Raw genomic sequence first — 26133 nt, forward strand, 5'->3', positions numbered from 1 at the left:
AAATGTATCTTGAATATATAAAAAGTGCATTATCAAGCATTCGAAATAATAAAGGAAGATCATTTCTTACTATGCTTGGAATTATTATCGGTATTTCTTCTGTTCTTACTGTTCTTATAATCGGCGATGGAATGAAAGAAACGGTAAATGGGGAAATGGATTCAATCGGTGCGACAACAGTGTCGGTCTCACTTGATGCAACCAAGACAGAAAAAACTTTTTCGAAGCAGCAGTTTGATGAGATAGAAGCAGGAATAAGCGGAATATATGGCATTTCTCCAGGAATACAGTATTGGGGATATTTTATTACTCCAAGAAAAACCTTTGATGCGATGATATCAGGTGAATCTCAGGTTCAGGAACTTGCCGGTACTGTAACCATGGTTCATGGCAGATATATTACAAAGACAGACGTGGATGATTCCAAGAAGGTTATTGTAGTAAGTCAGGCCGCGGCAAAAGCTATGTTTGGCTATGAGGAAGTTGTTGGCAGAACTATAGAAATCGATTCCTATAATGGAACAAATGAGCTTCTTATAATTGGTGTCAGAAAAGATAATGCTATGGATACTGCATATGCAAGTTATCTGGATGAGCCAACGCTTATGGGCACGATTCCTTATACTACGTTGTGCGATGTATATCAGATAGATCCGAATTCCGTTTCGTCATCATTTTCCATATACCTTGATAGCGAGAATAAAGATCAGGTTCTTGCCAAAACACGTTCTGTTGTTGAGAATGTTATGGGGCTTAGGGGAGAAAATGCAGTGAAAGTATCCTCCGGATATGGCTTTGATGCAACGACAGATTCAATCATGACTATCATTACTTCGGTAATAGCTATAATTGCAGCAATTTCTCTTTTGGTAGGCGGAATCGGGGTTATGAATATCATGACCGTTTCTGTGACTGAGAGAACCCGTGAGATAGGTATCAGGAAATCTCTCGGAGCAAGGACTAATTCTATTCTTACACAGTTTCTTGCGGAAGCTGCGATACTGACATTTTTAGGTGGCGTTATAGGTATTCTTTTCGGAGTGTCAATTTCATATCTTATCTGCAAGGTTGTGGGTTTTTCATTCATAGTAAATCCTATGCTTGTCCTTGCGGTAGTTATGGTCTCAACTGCAATCGGTCTGTTCTTTGGAATCTATCCTGCAAAAAGAGCTGCCCGTCTCGATCCTATCGAAGCCTTAAGGACGGAATAATCTGGGGCAATGTTAATGCTCAGACAAGAAATGATTCAGCAACGGGCAATTCTTAATAATTCTATGACGACTGTTTTTTATTATGATATACTTAAATATATATGTTTTTTGGGGTGAGTCGTGAAAGAAATAGTTGATCAGCTGATTAATGGACAATACTATTATGCGGAGAGAAAGCTTGATTTTTCTACTCCTCGTGTGGAGATTTCTTTATGTGCCGGAGAAGTGGTAGAGGGTTCATTTACCATTTTCGGCCCTGAGGGAAGTCTTGTCGTCGGTAAAGCTATGTCTACCGATATGAGAATGCAGGTGATCACTAAGGATTTTTCCGGAACACCTTATGAAGTGTCTTACAGGTTTAATTCGAGCGGATTGTCCAAAGGAGATGTTCTTTTGGGCGATTTTCGTATTATTTCCAATCAGGGTGAATATTTTCTCCCATTCGTTGTGAATGTAAAGCTTGATCATATTGCATCAAGCCTTGGAGATATCAGAAATCTATTCCATTTTGCAAACTTGGCTAAAACAGACTGGAAAGAGGCGGTTGACCTCTTTTATTCCCGTGAGTTCATTTCTGCTTTTTCAGGAAAAGAGGATAGCTTTGAGAGTCTGTACAGAGGCTTGAGCGAAGTTCCCGGAAATGAACAGAATGTTGAGGAATTTCTGATTTCCATTAACAAGAAGCAGCCCATGGGCTACATCATTGATCAAAAAGAGATCAATATGGAGTGTGGCACAAACCCAAGGGATGTAACACTTACGATAACAAGAAACGGATGGGGATACACATATCTTTCAGTTAAGACTGACAATAATTTTATCGCAGTTCAAAAATCAGAGATTACAGAGGATGATTTTTCCGGCAGTGTTTGCCGTTTTAAGATTCGCATAAGACCTGACAGACTTCATGATGGTAACAACTATTCGGTTATAAAATTTGAAAATGCTTTTACCAGGATCGAGATACCTGTAACCGTTGCAGTGATAAATACTGATAATCACCCGGCAGTTGATTATCAGGCGCGTAAAAAGCTTATCGTAGACATTGTGAAACTCTACGAGGATTTCAGCTGCAAAAAGATAACATCAAGAGCATGGCTTTCTGAAACCGGCAAACTCATTACCAAGATGAATGCTTTGGATGAGAATGATATAGAATTCAGACTCTACACCGCTCATTACTATATAACTTCGGGGCGAGTGAACGAAGGAAAGTGGATTCTTGATCAGGCAGAAAAAGAAGTTGAGAATACACCGGGAGATACTCTTTACAGCTATTTCCTGTATTTATCAACGTTATGCAGCAGGGAAGAAGGCTACATAAACGATGTTTATGAAAGGCTTGAGGGGATATTCAGGAGAAATACCGATAACTGGCGCATTGCATGGCTTATCTTTTATATGTCCGAGGAATATAATTCCAGCAGCCCGCGCAAATGGATGATGCTTGAAGAGCAGTTTTCCTATGGCTGCAGGAGTCCGTTTTTGTATATCGAGGCGCTCAGTCTTTTAAATGAGACACCTTCAATTCTCACAAGGCTTGAAGATTTTGAATTGTATGTTCTTGAATATGGCGCCAAAAAAGGAGTCATTACACTTAATCTGATTGACCAGATAGTATATCAGGCTGTGAGAGTCAGAGACTATAACGCCAGACTGTTCAGAGTTCTTAGGGGCTGCTATGAGATAAAAGAAAGTGATGAAATCCTTGAGGCTATCATTACTCTTTTGATAAAAGGTACAAGAGTTGATGATGCATCCTTTGAATGGTACGAAAAGGGCGTTGAGCGTGAGCTTCGCATAACAAGGCTTTATGAGTATTACATGATGGCAATCCATAACAACGAGGACGGAACTTTGCCATGTGAAATTAATAAGATGGTGCTCATGTATTTTTCTTATCACAGTGATCTTGAATATGATAAGAATGCCATTCTTTACAGATATGTTCATGAGCACAGTGAGGAGTATCCGGATCTTTTTGAGTCGTACAAACCTCAGATTGAGAAATATCTGATGGCGCAGCTTGACAAGGGCAGGATCAGCAGAGATTTGGGATATCTTTACAAGAACCTTCTCACAAGGCAGATGGTGGATGCGTCTAACGCTTCCAAGGTTCTTAATGTTCTTTATACATCGGAAATCACAACTGCGGATAAGAGGATCAACAGCGTTATCGTCGTCTATGATAAGTGCGAGAGAGAAATGCGCTATCCTATGACTGACGGCTGTGCTTTTGTGCCGCTTTACGGAAGTGATTACTGTGTGCTTTTGGCTGACCATGATGATAACAGGTATTCAGGCAGCATTGCCTACAACAACGTCAAGATGATGATTCCGGGCAAGCTTGCCGGATATGCTATTCCTTATATTCAGAAGGGAAAAGAAAATCTTGACCTGTTTTTGGCTGACCTTGGCAAAAATGCCTATTCCATCACCATGGATAATGTGGGAAGATACAGGGATCTTGCGGCATCTGAACTTGTCAGGGAAAAGTGCAGAAAAGAAATTCGAAATAACCTTATAAGATTTTATTATGATAATGACTTTACCAGACTTTTAACAGAGTATCTTATGGACGTTAATCCGTCAGAACTTAGCGGTAAAGAGAGAAATGAGATATTAGAGCTCATCGTTATGGCAGGGCTTTATGACAAGGCTCTTGACTGGGTAAAGACCTATGGCACCTACGGAATAGATCCAAAGACTATACTTCGTCTTTGCAGCCGAATGATAGACAGAAAGCAGTATCCTACTTCTGATGATGAGATTGAGATAGCGTTCTATGCTTTTTCTAATGGCAAGTACGATGAGCAGCTTTTGTCCTATCTTGTCTGGAATTTTAATGGCACGTTAAAAGAGATGCGCAACGTCTGGAAGGCAGCAGAGGGCTTTGGACTTGATACCTATGCTCTCTGCGAGCGAATGCTTATACAGATGCTCTACACAGGTTCTTTTGTCGGAGAAAAGATAGATATCTTTAAGCAATATGTCCACAGCGGCGGCGGAACTGATGTGGAGAGGGCTTTCCTTACACAGAGTTCCTATGACAGCTTTGTTCTTGGGAAAATAACAGACAGATTCATTTTTGAGAGAATAGAGAAACTTACTATTGAGGGAATATCTCTTCAGGAAGTATGTAAGCTTGCATACCTTAGATACTATGCAACAGAAAAGAGTACAGACGAAGAGATAAATGAGGATGTGGCGGTATATTTCCTTAAGGGTCTTATGTCCAGGGATATTCATTTTCCGTTCTACAAGGAATATGAGGAACTTATGCCCGACATGGTTCAGTTTGCTGATAAGACAATGCTTGAGTACAGGACTACTCCCGGTTCTCATCCTGTGATTCATTTCAGAATCCTGGGCAGCGCTGACAGTGAGTACAAGAGCAGGGAAATGAGAGAAATGTACGATGGAATTTATGTTACCAGCTTTGTACTGTTTTTTGGAGAACAGCTTCAGTATTACATTACTGAGGAAAGGGGCAAGGATTCCGAAGTTGCCACAGAAAGCGGCACAATCTCCAAGAGCGATATCGTAAAAAATATCGCAGGAGGAAGATACAGCATCATAAACGATATAATGATAGGAGAAACTCTGCAGGATTACGAGACTGTGGATAAGCTTCTTTCTGAATATTACACTAAGAAAAATATATGCTACAAAATTTTTACTCCATGTAGTGACTTTAATGATAAAGGATAAGAAATAATAATGCTTTTGGGAAAAACTGATGATAAGCGGTTTGTACTGGGGTATGACCTCGGGGAAAAGGTATCGCAGATAAGCTACCTTGGCTCTGATGCGGATATGCCTGAGACACTCTCAGTACTTGCCGGCGCAGAACTTTATAATATACCCACTGTCCTTTGCAAGAGGAAAGACGTAAATCAATGGTATTTCGGAAAAGAGGCTGTTCGTCATATAGACGATGGCGATGCGGTACCTGTTTACGGACTCGTCTCCGCAGCAAGGGATGGAAAGCCTGTTGCTGTCGGTGATGCCGAGTATGATCCAATAGCTCTTCTTACTCTTTTTATAAAAAGAAGTTTGTCACTTCTTACCATGGAATTTAAGCTTGATAAAGTGGAAGCAATCATGTTTACCACTAAGTCACTTGACCACAGAATGGTGCAGGTGCTAAATGCAGTAACCGCAGCTCTTGAACTTAAAACAGATAAAGTTTTTTATCAAAGTCATGAGGAAAGTCTTTTTAATTATATGCTCTATCAGCCACAGGACCTTATGCAGCATGTGATAATAGCCTGTGACTATGACCATGAAGATCTGACACTTTATGAAATGACTCTTAACCACAACACTACACCAATTGTGGCAACCATAAATGTTGAGTCTGATGACGGACTTAAACTTGGACCGGATGGTTTCCCTAAAGATGCGGTGATGTACCATAAGACCTGTGAGAGACTGGATGATGCGTTCCTTAATATAATGCAGAAGATGTGTAATGGGAAGATGGTTTCTACTATATTTCTTTTGGGCGACGGATTTAAGGAAAAATGGACGAACAGGTCACTGGAATTTTTGTGCAGAACAAGGCGAGTATTTCAGGGGAATAATTTATTTAGTAAGGGCGCTACAATTGCAGCAAGAGAGCGCATAAGACCGAGTGAATGTTCCGAAAAGTATGTTTATCTTGGTGAGGATAAGCTTAAGGCCAATATCGGAATGAATCTATTAAAGTGCGGAAATGAGGCCTATCAGGCAATTCTTGATGCAGGAGTGAACTGGTACGAAGCAAAAGCACAGCTTGATGTCTACGCGGATCCTTCCGGTATCATCGAATTGCAGATAACACCGCTTACAGGAAAGAGTCCTGCAAATGTGCAATTTGCCCTTGAAGGTCTTGAGAATAGACCAAAGGGAACATCAAGGCTTCATATGATCTTTACCATGAATTCTGTGAACGAAGTAAATATAAGGGTACAGGATATGGGCTTTGGAGAGCTTTTCCCCGGAACTAATAAGATCTGGGAAGAGACTATAGAGTTATAAAAATTTTAGGGGAGAATGTATGGGTAAACCGATTTTATGTATTGGTACCTACGGGAAAAATCCATATCATATAGATAAGATTGGCAAGAACGTGTACTGCATAGAGGAATTGTGCTACTGCATTGTGCATAACGCTTTTTTGCTGGATGAGGAAACTTTTGGCAAGGAACTGTTCGAATGGATAGCAACGGAATGTTCTCTTGATAAACTGGCCGATGAGTTAAAGACTATGACAGCCAAGAAATGCTCTGTTGCAGCTCTTGCAGGAACAATACTTGATTATGTTGGCTACAATACGAAAAAAGAAGTTGATAAGACCGAGGAAATATTAAGAGAAAATGCCGGAATGAATGTCTATAGAAAGCGTCTTTCGAGGGCGGAATTTCTTATGGACAATGAGCGTTACAGCATGGCTTTTAAGGAATTTGAATTTCTTTTAAGCAATACGCCGGATATTGATAATGAATTCAAGGCACTTATCGAGCATAACGAGGGTGTCATGTATGCAAGGCTCTTTTTATTTGAAAGAGCAGAGAAGATGTTTCTTTTAGCATATGAGCATGGGAAGAGTAAAGAGTCTTACATCCAGTATCTTGCAGCGCTTCGCATGCGACTTACGGATAAAGAATATATATCTTTTATCGCGGACAATGAAGAGGCATATGAGGCTTCGTTGGAACTTGAGAAAAGAATGGACGAGGCGAGGGAATTATATGGCTCAAGTGATGATAAGCATGTACTTGGGACTATTTCTGTTTATAAGGCAGAAGGCAAGATGCATGAGTATTATCAGCAGATAGGAAATATTACGGAGAACCTGAAAGAGGAGTATAGAAGTATTGTAAGAGATAAGATTGGGAGCAGATAATGGGGTTACTTGATATTATTTTCGGCAGGAAAAGAGACGAAGAGTGGGTTAAACAGGCTGAGCTTGAGAACTGGAATGATATAGTCTATACCAGAAAAGATATTGATATTAACGACCCGGTTCAGCGAAGAGAGTATATTGGCAGCTGCCTTCAGCAGATGGAAGAGGCTGCCAGGGAGCTTGATGCTCTTGAAGATGAATATAATGATGTAACAAGCCATTTAAGGGACATGGAGGAGATTGACGCTCTTCCTGAAGAACATAGGACTGAGATCAATGAGTGCGCCCAGAAAATCCTGGATTCTCAGCAGCAACAGGAGAAATTCGCAAGACGTAAGAGCAAGATGAATGACGAGGACTTCGAGCGGATGGAAAGGCTGAAGTCTCAGGCCAGGGATGGTATCCAAAAGCTTGAAGAAGCTGAGGGCTATCAGAAGAAAATAAAGAATGACTTAAAGCGCCTTGACAGTGAGCATGAGGCGTACATGTTCAGAGAGGATGAGCTTGTAAATGCCCTTGAAAACAGCAAGAAGCTTATCATAGTAGTAGCTGTGACGCTCGGCGTTATAGTGCTGCTTCTTCTTATATTGCAGTTTGGCCTTGAGCTGAATGTTACCTACGGGTACATGATCTCGGTTCTGCTTGCAGCTTTATCGGTTACTCTTTTGTATGTTCATGCTCTAAATTCCGATTCAGAACTTAAAATTGTAAGGAAATCAATTTCAAGGCTTATCATGCTTCAGAATCAGGTAAAGATAAGATATGTCAACAACACAAACCTGATAGATTATCTGTGTCTTAAATATAGCGTGACCAATGCCAAGGAACTGAGAAATCTTTATAACAAATACATCCAGGAAGCTAAAGAGAGAGAAGAATACGAGGATGCGCAGAGAATCCTTGATAATAATCAGAAAGATCTTATCTTTATGTTGAGACATTTCAGGGTAAAAGATCCTGAAATCTGGATTCACCAGCCTGAGGCTCTTGTCAATCACAATGAAGAGGTTGAGATCCGTCACAACCTCAATGTTCAGAGACAGTCACTTAGAAAGCGCATGGAATACAACCGCGATGTGGTTGCAGGAAATGCGAAGAATGAGATTGAGGATATGGCAAAACAGTATCCCGAATACACGCAGGAAATTCTTGATATGGTCTCCCGGTATGAGGAAAAATATCCGGGAATGTGATAGTGGATGTTCATTAATTTTTTACATTGCCAGATTGAGATGTTGATGTTATTATTCTAATGTTTGTGGCATTAATTATTTGATTTTACTCGGTGAGGAGAATAAATGCAGGACAATATTAGAACAGAGAATTACAAGCATCTCGGGGAAGAGTGCGGAGTCTTTGGCATGTATGACTTCGACGGCGGTGATGTGGCAGAGTCTATTTACTATGGACTTGTTTCACTTCAGCACAGGGGGCAGGAGAGCTGCGGCATTGCGGTGAGTGAGACTGACGGCCCCAAAGGAAAGGTGTCAAGCTACAAAGAAATGGGGCTTGTCAATGAGGCGTTCACGCCGGAAATCCTTGATACATTAAAGGGTGATATTGGTGTTGGACATGTGCGCTATTCAACGGCTGGTAGCAGCACAAGAGAAAATGCTCAGCCGCTAGTTCTTAATTATGTAAAGGGAACCCTGGCACTTGCCCACAACGGTAACCTTGTCAATGCGCCAGAGCTGCGTCATGAGCTCGCTTATACCGGTGCGATTTTTCAAACTACGATCGATTCAGAAGTAATTGCATATCATATAGCAAGAGAGAGACTTGTTACTAATTCAGTTGAAGAAGCTGTCGGACGTGCCATGATGAAGATTAAAGGCGCCTACAGTCTTGTGATAATGTCTCCAAGAAAGCTCATCGGAGCAAGAGATCCATACGGATTTAAGCCGCTTGTTATAGGCAGAAGAGAAAACTGCTATATATTGGCTTCTGAGACGTGTGCTCTTGATACTATCGGTGCAACTTTTATCAGAAATGTTGAGCCGGGTGAGATAGTAACCATTTCTCCGGAGTATGGAATTCAGTCTGACAAGTCAATGTGCATTGAAAAAGAAAAACATGCGCGTTGTATATTCGAATATATTTATTTTTCCAGACCTGATAGCAGTATAGATGGAGTAAGTGTCTATGATGCCAGAATTGCTGCAGGACGATTCCTTGCAAAGGATTCACCTGTTGATGCAGATATGGTTGTAGGTGTTCCGGAGTCAGGTAATGTGGCTGCTCTTGGTTATGCGCTTGAGTCGGGAATTCCTTACGGACAGGCATTTGTCAAGAATTCATATATTGGAAGAACTTTCATTAAGCCCAAGCAAAAGAACAGAGAATCAAGTGTTCAGGTTAAGCTTAATGCATTAAAGAGCGCAGTGCAGGGTAAAAGAATCATTATGATAGATGATTCTATCGTAAGAGGAACAACTTCAGACAGAATCGTCAGAATGCTTCGTGATGCCGGCGCTAAAGAAGTTCACATGAGAGTAAGTTCTCCGCCATTTTTATGGCCATGTTATTTCGGAACAGATGTACCTGCAAGAGATCAGCTTATTGCATATAACAGAAATGTCGATGACATATGTAAGATAATAGGGGCCGATTCACTTGCTTACCTTAATATAAGCCGCCTTGAAGAAATGGTCGGCGGAAACCTCGGAATCTGCAAAGGGTGCTTCACGGGTAACTACCCAGTCGAACCACCGAGGGGAGACATACGCGGGGAATATGAGCGATAGATGGATGAGAGTTCATATCAAAAACTTGCTTGCAAGGTTTTTGATGTGAATTCGAAGACATAACGGACATGAGGAAGAAGCGCGAATAGCGCGGATTCCGAATGGACGCCTCAGAGCGAGAATGAAATGAAGCTCTGAGGTATCGAGGATTAACACATAAACAATAGGAAGGAGCACATTATGACCACAGATAGATATACAAGTCCTTTATCTGAGCGCTATGCCAGTAAGGAAATGCAATACATTTTTTCACAGGATATGAAATTCAGAACCTGGAGGAGACTTTGGATCGCTCTTGCTGAGATCGAGCATGAGCTAGGCCTTAACATCACTCAGGAACAGATAGATGAGCTCAAAGAGCACAAGGATGATATCAATTACGAAGTGGCTATCGCCAGAGAAAAAGAAGTTCGCCATGACGTAATGAGCCATGTATATGCATACGGCCAGCAGTGCCCTAAGGCAAAAGGAATCATTCACCTTGGAGCAACAAGCTGCTACGTTGGAGACAATACAGATATTATTGTCATGACTGAGGCCCTAAAGCTCGTAAGAAAAAAACTTGTAAATGTAATTTCAGAACTTGCTCAGTTTGCTGACAAGTACAAGGATCAGCCTACTCTTGGATTTACTCATTTCCAGCCTGCTCAGCCAACTACAGTTGGAAAAAGAGCTACTTTGTGGCTTCAGGATTTCACAATAGATTTAGAAGACCTTGACTATGTGCTTGATAATATGAAACTTCTTGGATCTAAGGGTACAACAGGAACTCAGGCTTCTTTCCTTGAGCTCTTTGATGGAGACCTTTCCAAGGTTGACAAGCTTGATCCAATGCTTGCAGAAAAGATGGGCTTTAAGGGATGCATGGCAGTTTCAGGTCAGACTTACAGCCGTAAGATTGATATGAAGGTTGTCAATGTTCTTGCAGGAATCTGTTCATCTGCAACAAAGATGGCGCAGGACATCAGACTTCTTCAGCATCTTAAAGAGGTTGAAGAGCCTTTTGAAAAGAGCCAGATTGGTTCTTCCGCCATGGCATACAAGAGAAATCCTATGAGAAGCGAGCGTATCTGCTCACTTTCAAGATATGTAATTGTGGACACACTTAATCCTGCTATAACAGAGGTTTCACAGTGGTTTGAGAGAACCCTTGATGATTCAGCAAATAAGAGACTTTCAATCCCTGAAGGTTTCCTTGCAACAGACGGCGTTCTTGATCTTTGCCTCAATGTTGTTGACGGACTTGTTGTTTATCCTAAGGTTATTGAGAAGCACATGATGGCAGAACTTCCATTTATGGCTACAGAGAATATCATGATGGATGCGGTAAAAGCAGGTGGCGACAGACAGGAACTTCACGAGAAGATAAGAGAACTCTCAATGGAAGCAGGAAAGACAGTAAAGGTTGAGGGTAAAGATAATAACCTTCTTGAACTTATCGCGGCAGATCCTGCATTCCATATGTCACTTGATGAACTCAAGGCATCAATGGATCCTAAGAAGTATGTTGGATGCAGCGCTCATCAGGTAGAAAAGTTCCTTTCAGAGGTAGTTAATCCAATTTTAGAGGCTAATAAAGATGATCTTGGTGTAAAAGCTGAGATTAATGTCTGATTTTTTGCTACAATATAGTAAGTTGTAAAAAGAGATTACTGTGACCGGTTAGGGTAAATGGCAATGTGATTTGTTATTTATTATGGTTGCAGTAATCTTGATGCTATATAAAGGAGCAAATGAATGAAAATTAGAGATATCTTAAATGAAAAAGAAGTGACACTTTCTTTTGAAGTATTCCCACCTAAAACAGATGATGGATATAGCGCAGTTGAGAAGGCATCTGCTGAGATTGCGGCATTGAAGCCTGATTTTATGAGTGTTACCTATGGTGCAGGCGGCGGAACAAGCAAGAATACTGCTAATATTGCTGCGGATCTTCAGGATAAATACGGTACACCTGTACTTGCCCATCTTACCTGCGTTTCTTCAACAAAAGAAGATGTTAAGAACATGATCTCTATCTATAAGGATAAGGGAATCGAGAACATCATGGCTCTTAGAGGAGATATTCCAAAGGGAGGCCGTGTATGCTTTGATTACGATCATGCTACTCAGCTTATTTACGATATTAAATCACAGGATGATAGCATCTGCATCGGTGGAGCCTGCTATCCTGAGGGACATATTGAATGTGCAAGACAGTCTGAGGATATTGAGCATTTAAAAGAAAAAGTGGAAGCAGGATGTGATTTCCTCACAACCCAGATGTTTTTTGACAATTCCACATTATATCAGTTCCTTTACAGAATAAGGGAAAAGGGAATCAACGTGCCTGTGCTTCCCGGCATCATGCCGATAACAAATGCCAAGCAGGTTGCAAGAAGTGTTGCCCTTTCCGGTTCCACGATTCCGCAGAAGATGAAGATAATGGTTGACAGATTTGCAGATGACCCACAGAAGATGAAGGAAGCAGGCATTATCTATGCATGTGATCAGATTATAGACCTGATTTCCAATGGAGTCAGCCATATCCATGTTTATTCTATGAATAAGCCTGATATTGCAGCAGGAATCATGAGAAATCTTGCTACAATAATCAAGTGATGATACAGAGGTAGTTTTCATGAGCGAAGAGAATATTACTAATCAGGCAGATATCAAGATTTCTGAAAGTGAGTACAATTATTCACAGGAAGTTATCAAAAAGTTATCTGATTATTTTGATGCAAAGGTTGTAGGTCAGCAGCAACTTAAATTTTCCCTTATAGGAGCAATAATTGCTGACGGACATATTCTTATCGAGTCTGTTCCCGGACTTGCCAAGACAACAGCTGCAAAGGCTATTTCTGATGCAGTGGATGGCAAGTTTGCACGAATCCAGTGTACACCGGATCTTTTGCCGGGAGATATCATCGGTACGCAGATATATAATCAGGCTAACGGTAAGTTTGAAACTATCTTAGGCCCTGTATTTGCCAACTTTGTTCTTCTTGATGAAGTAAACCGTTCAAGCGCCAAGACTCAGTCAGCGATGCTTGAGGCCATGCAGGAAAAGCAGGTTACAATTGGCGGAAAGACCTACAGAATGCCTGAAGATATCTTCATTGTTATCGCAACCCAGAACCCGATTGAGCAGGAGGGAACCTATCCATTATCAGAGGCGCAGACAGATAGATTTTTGATAAAAGAAGTTATCACTTACCCGCTTGCTTCTGAGGAAGTGGAGATTCTTAACAGAATGGAAAGCGGAGCAATATCAAGAGTTGAGCCACCGGTTCTTTCTATTAAGGATGTGGACAAAGTCCAGGATATCTGCGAGAAGGTATACGTGGATGAAGCAATAAAGTGGTATATCTCAAGCATAGTTGTTGCCAGCAGAAGAGCAGGACAGATACAGAATCTTGAGGTTGGAAGATACGTAAGGATCGGCGCAAGCCCACGTGCTTCAATTGCATTCCTTAAGATGGCTAAGGCAGCAGCTTTGATGCAGGGAAGGACCTATGTTACTCCCGACGATGTAAAAGCGATAAGCCATCAGGTTCTTCGCCACAGGATAGGACTTAATTATTCAGCAGTTGCCGACAATGTATCTATTGAGCAGGTTATTGATGGAATCGTTAATTCTGTTAAGGCTCCGTGATGAGGCAATAATATGCAGCTGGACTACGAATATTTATCAAGAATACGAAGGGCAGTAGCTCTTTATACAAATAGAAAAACTTCAAATATTCTTGATGGTGATTTCCATTCCATTCATCGTGGACGCAGTATGGAATTTGATGATCTTAAGGAATATACTTTTGGTGACGATGTTCACGATATCGATTGGAAATCCTCATCCAGAATGGGTGATATCCTTGTGAGACGGTACATGACTGACAGAAGGCACAACGTGATGTTTGTCTGTGACTGCGGACATAAGATGCTAGGTGATACCCCCGAGGGCGAAGCCAAGAAGGAACTGGCGCTTATGACTTTTGGCACTATCGCTTATATCACCGGCAGAAACGGCGCTGATTACGCTCTTGCCTATCCATCAGAAAATAAGGCGATGGTGAGTCTTTTCAGGTCAGGGCCCGAGCACATGGAAAAGCTTATCTATGAGCTTGAAAAGAATATAGATAAGGACCATGAGACATCAGTTTCTGCCATACTTGAGGAAGTGATGAGCACCGTTCATAAGAGGATGATCATTTTTTTGATAACGGATATGGACGGACTTAGGCGCCTTGACGGGAATCTCCTTAGAGGAATCACGACCAAACATGATATGCTTGTCATAAACATTGAAGATGCATATCTTACGGGAAATCTTGTTTATGATAATGACCGCAGTTTATACGAGAAGCTTTTTTATTCACATAATAAGAAGCTTCACGAGGAGGAAGTGAATATCCATAGGCAGATATTTGCAAATGCTTCCTTTTTGTGTAAACAAAATAAGGTGGGGCTTACCCGCATATCCAGGCAGAGTCAGATCATAGACGCAACAATAGATTTACTTGAAAGGTACAGACATGGTTACTACGGTTACATTACAGCAGCCATTTGAATACTACTGGTGGGTAATATTAATAGCTGTGATGTTTTTTATTTTGGCTACAGTGCTTTTGATATTGGCGCTCAATAAGGTCTTTCATTTTTTATCACACAATAAAAAGAAAAAGCCTGTTATTACCAGACCGCCGAGAAGGGCATTGTATGCGATAAAGGCAGATTACTCAGCGCAGCTTCAGGATCTGGCAGAGGCCTATACTAACAAGAAACTGGATAAAAGAATCGGATATCAGAGGCTTAGTCTTTTGATAAGAGGATTTGTTCAGGAGGTAACTGGGCTAAATGTCGAGAATTTTACGAAGGCTGAGATTAAAGCTTTTGGGATAAAAAAACTCGATAAACTTATGGATGAGTATTATGTCCCTGAATTTGCTGAGACGGTAAGGTCAATAAATAAGGACTTTATCGGCTCCTGCAATAATGCTTTAGGAGTGATACAATCATGGAACTAATGAATAAATGGGCTATTCTGGTGGGCATATGTGTATTTGCAATCTGCCTTGGAATAGCTTTGTTTTTTAGGAAAAAGACAAAAGATAAATTTGTCAGTGGACTAAAGGCTTCAAACACTTCGCTTATCAAATCTTCTCCGATTTATAAAGCGCTAAACAGAAGGTATCGCGTGCTGATGGGTGTGCTTATCTGTGCTTTTATCGGAAGTGTTGTTTCCGCACTTGTTCTTGTGGCAAGACCTTTTAAGACACAGGACATTTATTCCGGAGTTAAGAAAAGAGATATCATTATCTGTATGGATGTTTCTTATTCACTTTATGAGCTTAATTCTGAGATAACTGATTATCTCAAAGGCGTTGTTAAAGGGCTTGCAGGCGACAGAATCGGGATAAGCATATTTAACACTTCTTCGGTTACTTTTGTGCCACTTACAGATGATTATGATTATGTGGCATACAAGCTTGATGAGCTTAGCGAATATTTTTCTCTGCAAAAAGAGCTTTATGAAGAAATCTATGACCACTACGAGTATGTTGAGGATATGCCTGACAATGTGGCTGCAAGATATTATGAACTTCGGGATAAGCTTGATTATTATGATGCCGGAACGCTATACAACAACATGGACAGGGGATCTTCACTCATAGGAGAAGGGCTTGGCTCTGCGCTTTATTCTTTTCCATATATTGGAGATTCTGAGAGAACACGTGTGATAATAATGAGTACGGATAATCAGCTTAATTCTTTTTCCAGAGAGATAATGAACCTCAGGGAAGCTTCTGATTATTGTAAGAGTAATAAAGTGACGCTCTTTAGCATTTTCCCGGCAGTGGACCATTTTTATCAGCCGGAAGAATATAGCTACACGGACTGTAAAGAAGAACTGGAAAAAGCTTCCAAGAAGACCGGTGGTAAACTCTATGTCAGAACAAATGACCTTCCGTTTTCAGCAATTGTTCAGGATATTCAAAAGCAGGAGGTTATGACAGTCAACATGGTGATGACCAGGCAGACTCAGGATATGCCAAGAAATGCATTTATAGCACTGATAGGTTTTCTGATCGTGACAAGCGCTGTGGGACTGGTATTGCAAAAATGAAAATACAACCGATTTTTCCTGTTGGAATTATGATAATGATATTTGCTATAGCTTTTGGAGCAACTTCTTTTATCATAATAAGAAACAGAACAAAAACATTTGACAAGATATTTTCCCTTGGGAGAATGACAATTATATATTTGCTCGTGCTGGTTATAGGGCTAAGACCTGTCAAGGTGGATACGAAATATGAGTTTTCAACCAAGAACCTTGATGTTTTGTTTGTTATAGACACTACGATAAGCATGTGGGCAAGGGACTATAACGGCTACAATCCCAGAATGGTCGGGGTAAAAGAAGATGTTAATGCTATCCTGAATGAACTTGCAGGGAGCAACTTTGGACTTGTGACTTTTGATAATTCATCTCATGTTCTGGCGCCATTTACTCAGGATTTAAAGCATATTTCCAATCTGGTTGATATACTTGCTGTTCCGGATAGCTTCGATGCCAGCGGAACAAATATGGTTGTGCCATACATGGATATTGACGGGCTGTTACAGTCATCCAATAAAAAAGAAAACAGAAAGACTATAGTTTTTTATATAAGTGATGGCGAAATAACCACTGAGGAAGGCAAGACCTCGTATGCAGAGCTTTCCAAGTATATAGATTCAGGCGCTGTTCTTGGTTATGGCTCAGAAAATGGCGGCAAGATGAAGGAAGGGTACGATTACATCTATGACCCTGAAACTCATAAGGATGCGCTTTCTAAGATAGACGAGGAAAACTTAAAGCAGATTGCTGAAGACCTGGGTGTTCAGTATCTTAACATGAATGGAGGAAATGCAGGGCTGAAAGGGCTTATCGAGATAATCAAAGAGCAGAGTACAACAATTGTTGAACAGGGCGATGGCGCAGAAAAGTATATCGATACCTATTATATTTTTGCGGCTTTGCTTGCTGCAATGCTGATGATTGAAGGCCTTGTGTACATCAGAAAGGGGAGATTGTAAGCATGAAAAAAATTCCTCTTAGAGTATATTTTATGATAGCTATGGCTCTTTTGGCGGGGGCAGTTTCTATCTTTCTTATAGTAAGAATTGTTCAAAATCATGACTATGTGGTGGCCTATGCAAATGATGACTATCTTACTGAAAAGGAAGAGGGGCTTCTTAAACTGAACGCGCCGGAGAGTTATCTTCCATATTACAATCTTGGGAATGCAGCTTTCCAAAATATGGATTATAATAGTGCAATAGGTTATTTTACTCAGGCGCTTTCTCTTTTTCCAATGGGGCAAAAAGAATGTGATGTAAGGGTGAACCTTGCTCTGTCTATGTGTTACAGCATTGACTTTGATAAGATAAGTTCACAGGAGAGCATCGACAGCGCGCTTTTGATCCTTTACAGGGCAAAAGACATATTGCTTGAGAACAATTGGGCAACCGAGAATGGCGAGGATTATCGCGATGAAGATGCTCAGCAGCTAAAAGAAGATATCGACAAGATGATCGAAAAGCTCAAGGAAAGCGGCGATGATTCTAATGATCAGGATGACCAGGAAGATCAGAAACAGCAAAATAACCAGGATGATTCAGATAATCAGCAGGGTCAGTCTGATAAGGAAAAGCGCCAGAAGGAAAAACTTGAAGAGAACAAGAAGAATGCTCTTGAAGAACGCAGGCAGCAGCGCGAAGATATGGAAAAGTGGTCTACCTACGGCGGCGGTGATGAAGACGGCGATGGAGGAAGCGGCGGCGGAACCTATAAACCGTGGTAAATATAATAAATGATTAAGCGGAGGAACAAAAATGGCACAGAACCCAATAGTAACGATTACAATGGAGAACGGAGATGTAATGAAAGCGGAGTTATATCCCGAGATTGCTCCTAATACCGTAAACAATTTTATCTCACTTATTAAAAAGAACTTCTATGATGGACTTATTTTCCACAGAGTAATAAAGGGCTTCATGCTTCAGGGCGGAGATCCGGAAGGCTCAGGAATGGGCGGCCCCGGATATGGAATCAAGGGTGAGTTTTCATCAAATGGCTTTAAGAATGACCTTAAGCATACAGAAGGTGTTCTTTCAATGGCAAGATCTATGATGCCTAATTCAGCAGGATCACAGTTCTTTATCATGCATAAAAATGCACCTCATCTTGATGGCGATTATGCTGCATTCGGAAAAGTAACAGAGGGCATGGATGTTGTTAATAAGATTGCTGAAATAGAGACAGACTGGAACGACAGACCTACAACACCACAGGTTATGAAGACAGTTACAGTAGAGACCTTTGGAGTTGAGTATCCGGAACCTGAAACAGTTTGAGTACATATTCAGAAATGAGCATTTACTGTAGGTACGTACAACAGTGAATGAGTAAGCAATAGGTCATTTGAAGCCTTGGCATTGATTTAATTCGGTGCTAAGGCTTTTTTGCATCTTTTAATCTGGTTATATAAAAAATAATGAAAATGATTATATTTATATAATCAGAAATGATGTATATTTTTTCATAAATAATTCGATTTGGGAAAGGCTTAGAAGTTATGCGGGTTGCAGCTATTAATGATCTATCTGGTTTTGGAAAGTGTTCACTGATTGCGGATATTGGAGTTTTGTCTTCCATGGGAATTGAGGTCTGTCCCGTGCCGACAGCTCTTTTTACAGCACAGACAGGGTTTCCGTCATATTACATGCATGATGCAAGCGACATGATAGTCAATTGCAGAAAAGAATGGAAAAAAATGAAAGTTTCATTTGATGGAATCATCACTGGGTATATGCCTTCGATAAAAGAGGCGGATGAAGTGTTTGATTTTGCAAATGATTTTAAGAATAAAGATACAGTATTGCTTGTGGATCCTGTAATGGGGGATGGGGGAAAAAGCTATTCGAATTACTCGGAAGTTATGTTATCACGTATAAAAAGACTTGTGGAGATTGCGGATATTATCACACCTAATCTGACTGAGCTTATGTTTCTTGCAGGAATTGATGAAAAAGAAATTTCAAGGAAGTTTGAGATTTGGGGTATGAGCGGATCATCAAGTGCTTCAGTAACGGAGATTGATAAGCACAATGACAAGGGCAATTATGAGATGGGTGGATTGCCAAGTGTCTCAGTAGGTAAGGTAAATGGAAATGAGGCTAATGAGTATGATTCCTCAAGAGTATATGATGAGATATTTGATATCGCCTATAAGGTGAGAACTCATGATAAACAGACAATTGTAGTCACCGGAATATCAGAGGGAAACGGTAAAGTCAGCAATCTGGTGATTTATCCAGGTGGAAAAGAAATAGTTAAGAGTAAGAGCAATGGACTTAGTTACTCAGGAACGGGAGATCTTTTTGCAGCTTCACTTATGGGAAATGTGCTATATGGCAGAGATATGGCAGGCGCGGTTGAAAATACAGTATCTTTCATCGGAAAAGCGATTGCTGCTACCGATTCGAATGATAGAAACTACGGTGTGGATTTTGAAAAGGTATTACAAAACAATTCAGGAGGAGAGAGACTATGAAAAAGAGTAATGTGAATTCAAAGACAAGGCTTTTGGCGCTAACAGGAGTGCTTATTGCACTGACAACAATTTTTACTGCGTATATATTCCACATTCCGGTTGGGGTTAATGGCGGATATGTTCATTTCGGTGATACAGTCATCTATCTTGCGGCAGCTCTTTTGCCAACACCATATGCAATGGCAGTCGGAGCGTTGGGCGGCGGTATTGCAGATCTTTTGACAGCTCCCATGTGGACTATTGCTACAGTGATAATCAAGATGCTCATTGTTCTTCCGTTTACCAGTAAACATGCGCAGCTTCTTAATAAGCGCAATATGGCAGCTCCGATCATTTCATTTTTCATTTCTGCTACAGGCTACTATATTGCTGAGATGATTCTTTTTGGCAGCAAGACAGCGCTTATCGCAGCTTTTTCAGGGAGCCTTGTTCAGTCAGGCGGAAGCGCATTATTCTTTTATCTTGCAGCAGCAGCCTTTGATGGCGTCGGTGTGAAGAAGACTATGTTTGAGTTTTGAGATGAAATTACGGACGCAATCATCTAATGGTGGTTTCACGTATGTAAAGTAGGAAACATATAGTTTTGTAAGAAGATTGATTTGGTAAATTTTTTTAGTTCGGGATTATAGGAGGAGAATGGAAAAACTATGGCGGACATTATATATAAGTACAAAGATTCAGTTTACGCAAACATTACGAATAAGTGCAATTGCAGTTGTACATTCTGCATACGTTCTTTAAAGGATGGCATCGGCAGTGCAGATACCCTTTGGCACACTAAGAATCCTACTAAGGAAGAAGTTATTGATGCCATAAGAAACTTTGATTTTGACGGCTTTAATGAGCTTGTGTTTTGCGGCTACGGCGAGCCTACCTGCGCGCTTGATATCCTTTTAGAAGCAGCAAAGGTGGCTAAGGAAGAAAAGAACCTTAAGACACGCCTAAACACAAACGGACTTGGTAATGAAGAAAACAAAAGGAACATTGTCCCTGAGCTTTCTAAAGTCATCGACAGCGTTTCAATCAGCTTAAATGCCCCTGACAGCTTAAAATATCAGGAAGTTACCCGCCCATCATATGAAGGCGCTTTTGATAAAATGGTAGATTTTGCAAAAAAGTGCAGGGACCATATCAAGGACGTCAAATGGTCAATAGTTGACGTTCTACCGGAAGAAGATATTAAACGCTGCCAGAAACTCTCCGAGGATACAGGAATAAAACTCAGAATACGGCATTTTAGTTGAGCGCTTACGGTTGTAAAAAGCCTGTTTGTTAATTAAAATGTTGATAGAAGGCTTTATTTACAATATTTTTGATGCGTCGGAGATTAAATATGGGACAATACCTGAATCCTGGAAAAGATTCATATGTAGAAGCTGTGAATTCTCAGATTTATATTGATAAATCTGTTATGATAACTTTTTTGAATTCGCTTGTGAAAACTAAGCAGAAATATGTAAGTGTATCCCGGCCTCGCAGGTTTGGCAAAACAATGGCAGCAGACATGATATGTGCATATTATGATAGAGAGGCTGATAGCAAAGAACTTTTTGAAACATTGAAACTGGCAAGGGCAGAGGCGACATCCGATAATCTTCCTTGGGATATGTATCTAGGCCGATTTGATGTAATTAGAATTGTCATGACAGAGTTCTTTGACTCCAAGGCGTCTTTTGATGAGGCGCTTAACAAGATGCAGAGCCTTGTCTGCAGAGATATTAAGAAAAAATATCCTGATGTTGATTATTTTGATGACAAAGATATGATTCAGACAATAGCGGACGCATATTCAGAAAATGATAGACAGGTAGTGTTTGTCATAGATGAATGGGACGCTGTGTTTAGAGACGGTATTACAGGCAAGGGAGATCAGACACGTTATCTTGATTTTTTACGTAATCTCCTTAAGGATAAAAGTTATATAGCTCTTGCATATATGACAGGCATTCTCCCAATCAAGAAATACGGAAGACATTCTGCACTAAATATGTTCACTGAGTATTCTATGACATATCCTCGTCAACTTGCGCCTTTTACCGGATTTACTGAAGATGAGGTAAAAGATCTTTGCGCGGAATATGATATGAGATATGCCGATATAGTAAATTGGTACAACGGATATGTTGTCAGTGACCGAATCCCTGTTGAGAAAAGGCAGGAATATCGCCAAGGCAAATATGACGGACACAAAGTTGCGATATATAGCCCATTGTCTGTGGTTGAGGCTATGACTACAGGTGATATAAAGAATTACTGGAATAAGACAGAGAGCTACGAGGCCTTGTCTGAGTACATTAAGAAAGATTACGATGGATTAAAGGAAGCGGTAACATTACTGATGGATGGTGCGAGACTTAAAATCGATACATCAACATATCAGAATGATATGACCACTTTTACGGGCAGAGATGATGTGTTATCTCTTTTGATTCATCTTGGATATCTTGGATATGATGATGAGACCAGTGAAGTATATATACCAAACAACGAGGTTTTGGATGAATTTAATACATCTACAAAAGGCAGCGAATGGGTAGAAAGTTTTAAATCATTCGAGATATCGCAGAGACTTTTAGAGGCAACATGGCAAAAAGATGCAGATAAGGTTGCGTTCTTTTTGGAACAGGCGCATGATCTTGCCGGAAATAAGACATACAACGATGAAGCTGCATTAAGCTATGCTGTGCAGTATGCGTATTATGCGGCTCAGCGCTTTTACACTACTATTCTTGAACTTGATTCAGGTAAAGGTTATGCGGATATTGTGTTTATTCCTTCTCCTAAATATCCGGATAAGCCGACTATGGTAGTGGAACTTAAGTATGATAAAAATGCACAAACTGCTCTTACACAGATTAAAAAGAAAAAATATCCTGAAAGACTTGAGCATTATATGGGTAATATTTTGCTTGTTGGAATTAATTATGACAAGGATGTTTCAAGTACAAGCGATGATTATAAACATCATACTTGTGTTATTGAGACAGCATGACTTTAACACAATTTTATTCACACTAATTTAATACTTTTTTTATCTGCAATTTGTTTTATTTGTTGAGGCTAAACCATATAACTATAGGTGAAGTGCGCAAAATGCATTACTTGCAGAAAGAGAGGTATTGGTTATGGAAATTCATGTGAAAAGACAATACGTATCATGGATGATGTTATTGTTTTTGATTGTAACATTTATGTCGGGGAGCGTAAAAGTTTACGCCAGCAGCGGTAACCTTACAGCAGTTGATGCTGCGACATCACAAGCAGTTGAAGCGTTAAAGTCATATAAAGGCAATACCAAAGAATTCAATGCATATGATTATTACATAAATAATGCGGATCTTCAGACGGCATTTGGCGCAGATGGAGATGCACTTTTGAAGCACTACAAAGAATATGGCAAAAAAGAGGGAAGAATTGCCATAGTTAAAGATAGTAAGACTCAGACAGAAGATATAACAAAAAAGGAACCTAAAAAGGATACGAAGAAAACAACTAAGTACACCATGCGTGATGGCGGCAGGGTGTGGGATCAAAAGCTCACCGGAAATTTGCCGCAGATAAATGGAAAAACACCCGTTTATCTTGAAACATGGGAGCAGAATACTCCGGCAGGCATGCAGATCAAGCTTACAGTCCGGGATGCAAATTATGGCATCGTCTGCGTAGGAGGTGCATTTGATGTAAGTCACACAGATTACACCTATGCATATTTTACTGTGCTTGAACTTGTTGGAAATGGTTCAGTTTTATTTGAGGTTGCCGGTTCAAATGAAGAAAGAGCAGCTACAGATATTGACAGTCCGGGATATGGAACCATGGAAACAGAAAATGGTATTTATGGAACTACATCGTATTATGATTATTGATGGGCGACTGAGAGTAAGCGCTACATTGAAGTTGATGCTGATAACAACGGGATGGTAGAAATGCCATCCTGTTTTTATTATTATAATTGCACAAAGACATATATTATAGTTGTATTGCATTTTTTATACAAGCAGACGGCTTTTAATTTTATCTGTTATAATTTGCGATGAAAGGAGTTATCATGTGCAATATTGTAACAATGAAGAATAACGTTGGTGACTCTTTTGAAGTTGCAGACATTAAAAAAGATATTATTGAAGAAATAATCAAGATTGCAGCGGAATGTAAGTTGATTGATACTATTTACCTGTTCGGTTCATCTTTGGAAAAGAGATGTACTAAACAGTCGGATATTGATCTTGCTATTGTGAGTAATGTAACAAGATCTAGATTGTTTAGGTCAAAAGCTTATAATGACTTTACTCTTAAGTTATACAAAAAATTAACGAAGATCAAGACTATGATATTCTAACATTTAATTCTCAGGCTGCGTTGGATAAGAGTAAGGAATTTGTGGCAAGAGACATTCTCACGAAAGGAAAGATCATATTTAAAAATGTATGAAGAATTTTTGACTAAATCTTTATCTGACCTAGTGCTTACTCGTCAAGCAATTTGCAATTATGAAAGCAATAAAAGCTTAAAAGATATGAAAAATTTGGCTTCATATCATGTACAGCAGGCAATTGAGAAAATGCTTAAGTACTGCATTTACAATAAGCAAACTGGAAATACTGTACAAGAATTGTGTACTCATAACCTTGATACGATTATCAGAACTCATTGTGCTAGTTTGGGAATACATGTACCCAAGAAAATAGTCAGAAATGCAAAAGAGTATACCAGATGGGAGGCGGAAAGCCGCTATGCACTCAAGTATAATTCTCGAAATGGGAATCGTACACATATGCAGACAGATTACCTGTCTTGCCAACTGTCGGTGGTTATGAGAGCAGAGATTTGATTCTCTGCTCTTAATTTGTTTTGAAGAGAATTATTTATGTTATCAGCATCATTGATGCAACTCAGAAATGACTGGCAATAACAAAAAAGACTGAAATACCAACAATTATCTGGATTCCAGTCTTTTTACATTTAACAGGGGAAGCAGGATTCGAACCCGCATGAGCGGTTTTGGAGACCGGCATACTAGCCATTGTATGATTCCCCTTTATTTAGTTATTGGTTACGCACCAACGAAAAGAAGTATATCATGGGGAGTGATGGTTGTAAAGCGATTTTATGAAAAAATTGTGTAAAAACGCAATAAATCGTTATGACGTTAAAATGAAAACGATAGAGAATAAATACAAGGATGGTAAAGATAACAAATATAAAGAAAACAAAGAGGGTGCTTGACCGAAAATGTTGTAAACATGTACGCAATCCATACGAAAATAATTCGGAATAGGCGTTGATAGCACGGGGGTAGGATATAGACTCATCTTCCGCACGAGTGTTGAGAGCTCAGAAAACATGAAAAATCAAGTGGTCTGAGCTTTCTTTTTTTGGAAAAAGGAACAATATTGTGGGGGCACTAAAGGTTTCCATTATGTTTTTCATTCTGCGAGTTCAGAAATTCTCGTCCATCTTCGGATATTTCCTTTTTTTTTTTTTGTACATGTGTCATAGTAATAAACTTTTTTGACAAAAGAGGGCAAAAGAGTGTCGTAGCGGAGCAAAAAATCGCAAAAGAACATATGTACGAAAAGAACAAAATGAGATATAATAGACCAATGACGTAAAACTTGCTATCCAAAATTCGGATAGCAAGTTTTATGCGAAAATAGACATAAATGTAATATGTTACAGAAAGGTTTGCTAATGACAAAAAAGAATGAGATTCTACTCTTGGATGATCGAGATTTAGAAGAAAAGGTATATATTGTGCGCGGAGTACAGGTAATGCTTGACTTTGAGCTTGCTGAAATATATGGGTACACAACAAGTAAGCTTAACGAGCAGGTTAAAAATAATAAGGAGCGCTTTGTTGGAGAGGAGTTCATGTTCCAGCTTACTATTGAGGAATTTCGTAATTTGAAATCCAAAAATCGGATAGCAAGTTGGGGCGGAAGAAGAATACCGCCACATGCATTTACAGAGCAGGGTGTCTATCTTCTTATGACAGTATTGAATGGTGAACTTGCAGTAGAACAAAGCAGAAAATTAGTGTGGCTGTTCAAGAAGATGAAGGATCATATCATAGAGAATAAAACTATGATTTCAGGACAAAATCTCTTAACAATAGCTGCCATGACTGAGGAACACTCACAAGCTATTAAAAAAATTGAATCTGAAATGGTCAGAAAAAGTGATCTTTCTGATTTTATGAAGCTTTTTAACAAAGATTTAAATGATGAGGAAGTATTAATACTAGATGGGGAACCATTTAAAGCTGATGTTGCATATCAGAAGATTTATAGTAAAGCGAAAAAAAGTATTATTGTAATTGATGACTATATTGGAGTAAAGACTCTCAGACATTTGGCCAGTTCAAAAACTAATGTGTCAATTACAATTATTTCAGATAATAAAGGCGGAGCACCCCTTCGGTTGCCTGAATATAATGATTTTATGACAGAGTACGCTGGGAGAACAATAGATTTTATAAAGACAAATAACAGAGCGCATGACAGGTATATTATTATTGATAATGCCACTAATAACATGAAACTTTACCATTGTGGTGCTTCAAGTAAGGATGCAGGTAAAAGGATTACTACTATCTCAAGGATTATGGAAGCGGATGCTTATAAGAGCACTATACAGCAATTATTATCAAATCCAATATTGACATTAAAGTAAGAATGTTAAGGTAAAAATATCCGCTCATTATTATG

At 39.7% G+C, this 26133-nt stretch carries 23 protein-coding genes and 1 tRNA gene; 23 read left to right on the top strand and 1 reads right to left on the bottom strand.

Features of this window, described 5'->3' with window-relative positions:
• Nucleotides 1–2 precede the first annotated feature (2 nt).
• The 22 genes from BM086_RS13095 to BM086_RS13200 all read left to right on the top strand — a co-directional run bounded on the left by BM086_RS13095 (nucleotide 3) and on the right by BM086_RS13200 (nucleotide 24257).
• The gene (locus BM086_RS13095; protein WP_092327417.1) at nucleotides 3–1211 is read left to right on the top strand and encodes an ABC transporter permease; all 1209 of its coding nucleotides are present in this window, start codon (nucleotides 3–5) and stop codon (nucleotides 1209–1211) included.
• A 120-nt stretch (nucleotides 1212–1331) separates the two neighbouring features.
• Nucleotides 1332–4922, top strand: a complete 3591-nt coding sequence (locus tag BM086_RS13100; RefSeq protein WP_092327420.1) for a DUF5717 family protein — start codon at nucleotides 1332–1334, stop codon at nucleotides 4920–4922.
• Nucleotides 4923–4931: 9 nt separating this feature from the next.
• Entirely contained in the window at nucleotides 4932–6233 is a 1302-nt protein-coding gene (locus BM086_RS13105) for a DUF5716 family protein (RefSeq protein ID WP_092327422.1), read from the top strand.
• Nucleotides 6234–6252: 19 nt separating this feature from the next.
• Nucleotides 6253–7101: a hypothetical protein gene (locus BM086_RS13110; RefSeq protein ID WP_092327425.1), complete on the top strand. Its 849-nt coding sequence runs from the start codon at nucleotides 6253–6255 to the stop codon at nucleotides 7099–7101.
• Complete coding sequence (locus BM086_RS13115; RefSeq protein WP_092327428.1) at nucleotides 7101–8294, top strand: hypothetical protein; 1194 nt, start codon at nucleotides 7101–7103, stop codon at nucleotides 8292–8294. Before BM086_RS13110 ends, BM086_RS13115 begins: the two co-directional genes overlap by 1 nt.
• 105 nt (nucleotides 8295–8399) lie before the next feature.
• Nucleotides 8400–9845, top strand: a complete 1446-nt coding sequence (gene purF / locus BM086_RS13120; RefSeq protein WP_092327430.1) for an amidophosphoribosyltransferase — start codon at nucleotides 8400–8402, stop codon at nucleotides 9843–9845.
• Between the two features lie 180 nt (nucleotides 9846–10025).
• Entirely contained in the window at nucleotides 10026–11459 is a 1434-nt protein-coding gene (gene purB, locus BM086_RS13125; RefSeq protein WP_092327433.1) for an adenylosuccinate lyase, read from the top strand.
• Nucleotides 11460–11582: 123 nt separating this feature from the next.
• Nucleotides 11583–12446: a methylenetetrahydrofolate reductase [NAD(P)H] gene (metF, locus tag BM086_RS13130; RefSeq protein WP_092327436.1), complete on the top strand. Its 864-nt coding sequence runs from the start codon at nucleotides 11583–11585 to the stop codon at nucleotides 12444–12446.
• 19 nt (nucleotides 12447–12465) lie between these two features.
• The gene (locus tag BM086_RS13135) at nucleotides 12466–13482 is read left to right on the top strand and encodes an AAA family ATPase (protein WP_242952203.1); all 1017 of its coding nucleotides are present in this window, start codon (nucleotides 12466–12468) and stop codon (nucleotides 13480–13482) included.
• A gap of 12 nt (nucleotides 13483–13494) precedes the next feature.
• Nucleotides 13495–14394 (top strand): DUF58 domain-containing protein, encoded by a 900-nt coding sequence (locus tag BM086_RS13140; protein ID WP_092327439.1) that lies wholly within the window; start codon nucleotides 13495–13497, stop codon nucleotides 14392–14394.
• On the top strand, nucleotides 14360–14851 hold the full coding sequence (locus tag BM086_RS13145) for a hypothetical protein (RefSeq protein WP_092327442.1): 492 nt from the start codon (nucleotides 14360–14362) through the stop codon (nucleotides 14849–14851). The genes BM086_RS13140 and BM086_RS13145 overlap by 35 nt, the downstream gene beginning before the upstream one ends.
• Nucleotides 14842–15951: a hypothetical protein gene (locus BM086_RS13150; RefSeq protein ID WP_092327445.1), complete on the top strand. Its 1110-nt coding sequence runs from the start codon at nucleotides 14842–14844 to the stop codon at nucleotides 15949–15951. Before BM086_RS13145 ends, BM086_RS13150 begins: the two co-directional genes overlap by 10 nt.
• Nucleotides 15952–16076: 125 nt before the next feature.
• On the top strand, nucleotides 16077–16907 hold the full coding sequence (locus tag BM086_RS13155; protein WP_175560270.1) for a vWA domain-containing protein: 831 nt from the start codon (nucleotides 16077–16079) through the stop codon (nucleotides 16905–16907).
• A 2-nt stretch (nucleotides 16908–16909) separates the two neighbouring features.
• Nucleotides 16910–17674 (top strand): tetratricopeptide repeat protein, encoded by a 765-nt coding sequence (locus tag BM086_RS13160; RefSeq protein WP_092327451.1) that lies wholly within the window; start codon nucleotides 16910–16912, stop codon nucleotides 17672–17674.
• 31 nt (nucleotides 17675–17705) lie between these two features.
• A complete protein-coding gene (locus BM086_RS13165) occupies nucleotides 17706–18227 on the top strand; it encodes a peptidylprolyl isomerase (RefSeq protein WP_092327454.1) in 522 nt (173 codons plus the stop codon).
• A 221-nt stretch (nucleotides 18228–18448) separates the two neighbouring features.
• The gene (locus BM086_RS13170; RefSeq protein ID WP_092327457.1) at nucleotides 18449–19426 is read left to right on the top strand and encodes a bifunctional hydroxymethylpyrimidine kinase/phosphomethylpyrimidine kinase; all 978 of its coding nucleotides are present in this window, start codon (nucleotides 18449–18451) and stop codon (nucleotides 19424–19426) included.
• On the top strand, nucleotides 19423–19944 hold the full coding sequence (locus tag BM086_RS13175; protein ID WP_092327460.1) for a TIGR04002 family protein: 522 nt from the start codon (nucleotides 19423–19425) through the stop codon (nucleotides 19942–19944). The genes BM086_RS13170 and BM086_RS13175 overlap by 4 nt, the downstream gene beginning before the upstream one ends.
• 129 nt (nucleotides 19945–20073) lie before the next feature.
• Nucleotides 20074–20670 carry a TIGR04100 family radical SAM protein gene (locus tag BM086_RS13180; protein WP_092327462.1) on the top strand — a complete coding sequence of 199 codons (597 nt, stop codon included), beginning with the start codon at nucleotides 20074–20076 and terminating at the stop codon, nucleotides 20668–20670.
• An 89-nt stretch (nucleotides 20671–20759) separates the two neighbouring features.
• The gene (locus BM086_RS13185) at nucleotides 20760–22418 is read left to right on the top strand and encodes an AAA family ATPase (RefSeq protein WP_092327465.1); all 1659 of its coding nucleotides are present in this window, start codon (nucleotides 20760–20762) and stop codon (nucleotides 22416–22418) included.
• Nucleotides 22419–22551: 133 nt separating this feature from the next.
• Nucleotides 22552–23292 carry a hypothetical protein gene (locus tag BM086_RS13190; protein WP_092327468.1) on the top strand — a complete coding sequence of 247 codons (741 nt, stop codon included), beginning with the start codon at nucleotides 22552–22554 and terminating at the stop codon, nucleotides 23290–23292.
• Between the two features lie 182 nt (nucleotides 23293–23474).
• Complete coding sequence (locus BM086_RS13195) at nucleotides 23475–23765, top strand: nucleotidyltransferase domain-containing protein (protein ID WP_175560271.1); 291 nt, start codon at nucleotides 23475–23477, stop codon at nucleotides 23763–23765.
• Between the two features lie 177 nt (nucleotides 23766–23942).
• Nucleotides 23943–24257: a HEPN domain-containing protein gene (locus tag BM086_RS13200; protein ID WP_175560272.1), complete on the top strand. Its 315-nt coding sequence runs from the start codon at nucleotides 23943–23945 to the stop codon at nucleotides 24255–24257.
• 135 nt (nucleotides 24258–24392) lie between these two features.
• On the opposite strand, the gene BM086_RS13205 is transcribed toward BM086_RS13200, so the two are convergent.
• A tRNA-Trp gene (locus BM086_RS13205) sits at nucleotides 24393–24464 on the bottom strand.
• Nucleotides 24465–25117: 653 nt separating this feature from the next.
• Between BM086_RS13205 and BM086_RS13210 the strand changes: the two genes are divergently transcribed.
• A complete protein-coding gene (locus BM086_RS13210; protein ID WP_092327477.1) occupies nucleotides 25118–26098 on the top strand; it encodes an ORF6N domain-containing protein in 981 nt (326 codons plus the stop codon).
• The last annotated feature ends 35 nt before the right edge of the window (nucleotides 26099–26133 follow it).

It is taken from the genome of Butyrivibrio sp. YAB3001, from assembly GCF_900112195.1.
Classification (GTDB): domain Bacteria; phylum Bacillota; class Clostridia; order Lachnospirales; family Lachnospiraceae; genus Butyrivibrio.

Coding starts and splice junctions, on each gene's coding strand:
- BM086_RS13170 (WP_092327457.1), top strand. CDS start 18,449: ATGCGGGTTGCAGCTATTAATGATCTATCTGGTTTTGGAAAGTGTTCA.
- BM086_RS13095 (WP_092327417.1), top strand. CDS start 3: ATGTATCTTGAATATATAAAAAGTGCATTATCAAGCATTCGAAATAAT.
- BM086_RS13210 (WP_092327477.1), top strand. CDS start 25,118: ATGACAAAAAAGAATGAGATTCTACTCTTGGATGATCGAGATTTAGAA.
- purF (WP_092327430.1), top strand. CDS start 8,400: ATGCAGGACAATATTAGAACAGAGAATTACAAGCATCTCGGGGAAGAG.
- BM086_RS13115 (WP_092327428.1), top strand. CDS start 7,101: ATGGGGTTACTTGATATTATTTTCGGCAGGAAAAGAGACGAAGAGTGG.
- BM086_RS13110 (WP_092327425.1), top strand. CDS start 6,253: ATGGGTAAACCGATTTTATGTATTGGTACCTACGGGAAAAATCCATAT.
- BM086_RS13150 (WP_092327445.1), top strand. CDS start 14,842: ATGGAACTAATGAATAAATGGGCTATTCTGGTGGGCATATGTGTATTT.
- BM086_RS13165 (WP_092327454.1), top strand. CDS start 17,706: ATGGCACAGAACCCAATAGTAACGATTACAATGGAGAACGGAGATGTA.
- BM086_RS13180 (WP_092327462.1), top strand. CDS start 20,074: ATGGCGGACATTATATATAAGTACAAAGATTCAGTTTACGCAAACATT.
- BM086_RS13105 (WP_092327422.1), top strand. CDS start 4,932: ATGCTTTTGGGAAAAACTGATGATAAGCGGTTTGTACTGGGGTATGAC.
- BM086_RS13155 (WP_175560270.1), top strand. CDS start 16,077: ATGACAATTATATATTTGCTCGTGCTGGTTATAGGGCTAAGACCTGTC.
- BM086_RS13195 (WP_175560271.1), top strand. CDS start 23,475: ATGTGCAATATTGTAACAATGAAGAATAACGTTGGTGACTCTTTTGAA.
- purB (WP_092327433.1), top strand. CDS start 10,026: ATGACCACAGATAGATATACAAGTCCTTTATCTGAGCGCTATGCCAGT.
- BM086_RS13135 (WP_242952203.1), top strand. CDS start 12,466: ATGAGCGAAGAGAATATTACTAATCAGGCAGATATCAAGATTTCTGAA.
- BM086_RS13175 (WP_092327460.1), top strand. CDS start 19,423: ATGAAAAAGAGTAATGTGAATTCAAAGACAAGGCTTTTGGCGCTAACA.
- BM086_RS13140 (WP_092327439.1), top strand. CDS start 13,495: ATGCAGCTGGACTACGAATATTTATCAAGAATACGAAGGGCAGTAGCT.
- metF (WP_092327436.1), top strand. CDS start 11,583: ATGAAAATTAGAGATATCTTAAATGAAAAAGAAGTGACACTTTCTTTT.
- BM086_RS13145 (WP_092327442.1), top strand. CDS start 14,360: ATGGTTACTACGGTTACATTACAGCAGCCATTTGAATACTACTGGTGG.
- BM086_RS13200 (WP_175560272.1), top strand. CDS start 23,943: ATGAAAAATTTGGCTTCATATCATGTACAGCAGGCAATTGAGAAAATG.
- BM086_RS13185 (WP_092327465.1), top strand. CDS start 20,760: ATGGGACAATACCTGAATCCTGGAAAAGATTCATATGTAGAAGCTGTG.
- BM086_RS13190 (WP_092327468.1), top strand. CDS start 22,552: ATGGAAATTCATGTGAAAAGACAATACGTATCATGGATGATGTTATTG.
- BM086_RS13160 (WP_092327451.1), top strand. CDS start 16,910: ATGAAAAAAATTCCTCTTAGAGTATATTTTATGATAGCTATGGCTCTT.